The sequence below is a fragment of the Acinetobacter sp. YH16038 genome, from assembly GCF_013417275.1.
Classification (GTDB): domain Bacteria; phylum Pseudomonadota; class Gammaproteobacteria; order Pseudomonadales; family Moraxellaceae; genus Acinetobacter.
On record NZ_VPEG01000108.1, the window covers coordinates 1 to 2,345 of the forward strand.

The window sequence follows — 2,345 nt, forward strand, 5'->3', positions numbered from 1 at the left end:
GATTGTGCCAGAGACTGATGCTGCATCGCCAACTGCCTGGTGAATTCCAGCAGTTGTTCATGGGTCAGTTGGCTTAAGTCAGGCAGCGTATTCATGACCGCAGTATGCCTGAGGTCATGAGAAGAATGAAATAGAACGTTTGGAGAATAGCAGAATGGACCAGCCTGGTTTAGAGCATCGTCACCACCTGCTGTCGTCCAATGCGCTGCCAAGGCAAACCCTGGATCAGTGCCTGTAACTGTTCCGGGCTGAGGGCCACGGTTTCACCTTGGTGAACTTGAGCCCAGTGAAATTTGCCCTGTTCCAGCCGCCGGGCACACAGCCAGATGCCCAGTCCATCATGTACCAGCACTTTCATGCGATGGCCACGTTTATTACAGAACAGGTAAGCACAATGCGGTTTGATGTAGCCAAAGGCTCTCACCACCTGAGCCATGGTCGTATCCATACCTGCACGCATGTCCATGGGCTGGGTAGACAACCAGATTTCATCAATGCGGATCATGTTGCAAGTGCCTTGAGTAATTCTGCCAAGGCAGGTATTTCTGATGTCTGCCATTTTAGCTGAATATCATTATTCGTATGAGGCACGGTGATACACAACGTGATCCTCTCATCAATAGGTTGGCTGATTGCAGCAGTGTAAGGCAAAGCAATAAATGCTGGATTCACATGAGTAGGATCCTGCACGGCACCCTCATGATGGCTGAAGATCCTGATCCAACGACTGACAAGGTTGGCATTAATACTATGTTGCAGTGCGACCGAAGCGATCGAGGTATTAGGATTTTTACAGGCATTGATAATACTGAGTTTGAATTCTTTGCTGTATGTTCTGCGTTTTTTAGCAACAGGAGGTGTTGCTGAATATATATCCATGTTCATGGATTAAGTCCCCACTTGTTTTTAGGTGGGAACTAAATTAAGGCTTATAGGATCGCTTGGTAAGGCTGTGTTAGCCGGATGCTTACGTCGGTAGGAACCAAACAACGGCACTATGTGAGATAGAAGCTCCAGACTATATTGAAGTACAGGGAGGTTTACCAACTCCTGAAGCTTTGGAAAAATGGTTTGAAGAAATTGATCAAGAGTTCACTAGAAGTTTATATAAGCCTTAAGGATATAGACTATGAGTAATCGCATTAATATCTGTGACATAGTGGTAGGTCACTTTCGAACATTGCGTCAAACTCGTAACAATAAAATAGGAATTTTAGAATTTCTTGTATTCATTGTGCTTCCAATAATTTTATCAGTTAGTATTATTTTCATACCATTGAATGGGAAGGAAATAATTTCTTTACTGGTTAATTTAGGTTCAATATTCTCAGCTTTACTTTTATCAGTTCTAGTTCTAGTTTTTGACCAAGAACAAAAACTGGAAGAAAGAAGAGAGTTAGCTGAAGAGAAAGAAAAAGCGATTGATCCACTCTTTGATATTAAGAAGTCGGTATTAGAAGAGCTTTATTACAATATTAGCTATTCCATTTTATGTTCTATTGTCCTTGTTTCTTTATGCCTAATTTATACATCAATCAAATATATAACTATATTTCATGGTTATATGTTGAAACCATTGATAGTTTTCATTCTTATAAACTTACTTCTTAACATATTGATGATTTTGAAAAGAATGCATACATTGCTTGTAAGTAGATGATATATAAATATTAAATTATGTTTAAGAAGAATTTGAACCTAGCCTTTAGTACGTTTTTTATTGACTAATATGTGTATTCATATATATTAGTAGATAGATAGCTTGTGGGGTAGGAAGATCCTCACGTTAAACTCTCAAATTCCTTGTATATCATGTGGGGTAGGAAGATCCTCACGTTAAACTCTCAAATTCCTTGTTGCTATCTAGAAAAGCCTCGACAAATGTCGAGGTTTTTTGCATTTAAATGGAAATATATATGCAATTAAAGAAGTTAAATACCTCTTTCTACACTGGAAATCCGATAGTCCAACATGCATTGGATTACTATGCTCTGGATAGTAAATGGGATACAACCAAAGGACGAGGACATGGAGTAGTAAAAATAACTATAAATGATCTTACTTTTGCAATTCCTGTTAGATCTCATGTTACTCACAATGCTTCATTAATTCTTGAGGTAAATAGAAAAGTTAAACATATTAAAGGAATGGGGCTAGATTATTCGAAAGCACTACTAATCAAAGATGAATCATATATTTCAGATGAAGTATTTGTGCTTAGGACAAAGGAAGCTGGTAAAAAGTTAGCTGGTAAGGAAGCACATATAACAAAAATGTTTATTGGTTATGTAGAAAAATATATTAATGCGGTTAAAAAAAAGGATCAAAACATCCTAAGATCAGCT

Annotated in this window: 5 protein-coding genes; 2 read left to right on the forward strand and 3 right to left on the reverse strand. The window is 38.1% G+C overall.

The features are described 5' to 3' along the window. The 3 genes from FTV34_RS16995 to FTV34_RS17005 all read right to left on the reverse strand — a co-directional run. Positions 1-212 (reverse strand): hypothetical protein (locus FTV34_RS16995; protein ID WP_306670003.1); only part of this gene is annotated, 212 nt, incomplete at its 3' end. Next, the gene (tnpB, locus tag FTV34_RS17000) at positions 170-505 is read right to left on the reverse strand and encodes an IS66 family insertion sequence element accessory protein TnpB (protein ID WP_000618091.1); all 336 of its coding nucleotides are present in this window, start codon (positions 503-505) and stop codon (positions 170-172) included. The genes tnpB and FTV34_RS16995, both read right to left, overlap by 43 nt. Continuing rightward, positions 502-885 carry a transposase gene (locus FTV34_RS17005; RefSeq protein WP_019837579.1) on the reverse strand — a complete coding sequence of 128 codons (384 nt, stop codon included), beginning with the start codon at positions 883-885 and terminating at the stop codon, positions 502-504. The genes tnpB and FTV34_RS17005 overlap by 4 nt, the downstream gene beginning before the upstream one ends. Before the next feature lie 244 nt (positions 886-1,129). Here FTV34_RS17005 and FTV34_RS17010 point away from each other — a divergent pair, with 244 nt between their 5' ends. After that, complete coding sequence (locus FTV34_RS17010) at positions 1,130-1,660, forward strand: hypothetical protein (protein ID WP_179996726.1); 531 nt, start codon at positions 1,130-1,132, stop codon at positions 1,658-1,660. Positions 1,661-1,916: 256 nt separating this feature from the next. Beyond that, positions 1,917-2,345 (forward strand): type III toxin-antitoxin system TenpIN family toxin (gene tenpIN, locus FTV34_RS17015; protein WP_180070857.1); only part of this gene is annotated, 429 nt, incomplete at its 3' end.

Excerpts from the sequence above, each read along its gene's own strand:
- tnpB (WP_000618091.1), bottom strand. The coding sequence starts at position 505 with ATGATCCGCATTGATGAAATCTGGTTGTCTACCCAGCCCATGGACATG.
- FTV34_RS17005 (WP_019837579.1), bottom strand. The coding sequence starts at position 885 with ATGAACATGGATATATATTCAGCAACACCTCCTGTTGCTAAAAAACGC.
- FTV34_RS17010 (WP_179996726.1), top strand. The coding sequence starts at position 1,130 with ATGAGTAATCGCATTAATATCTGTGACATAGTGGTAGGTCACTTTCGA.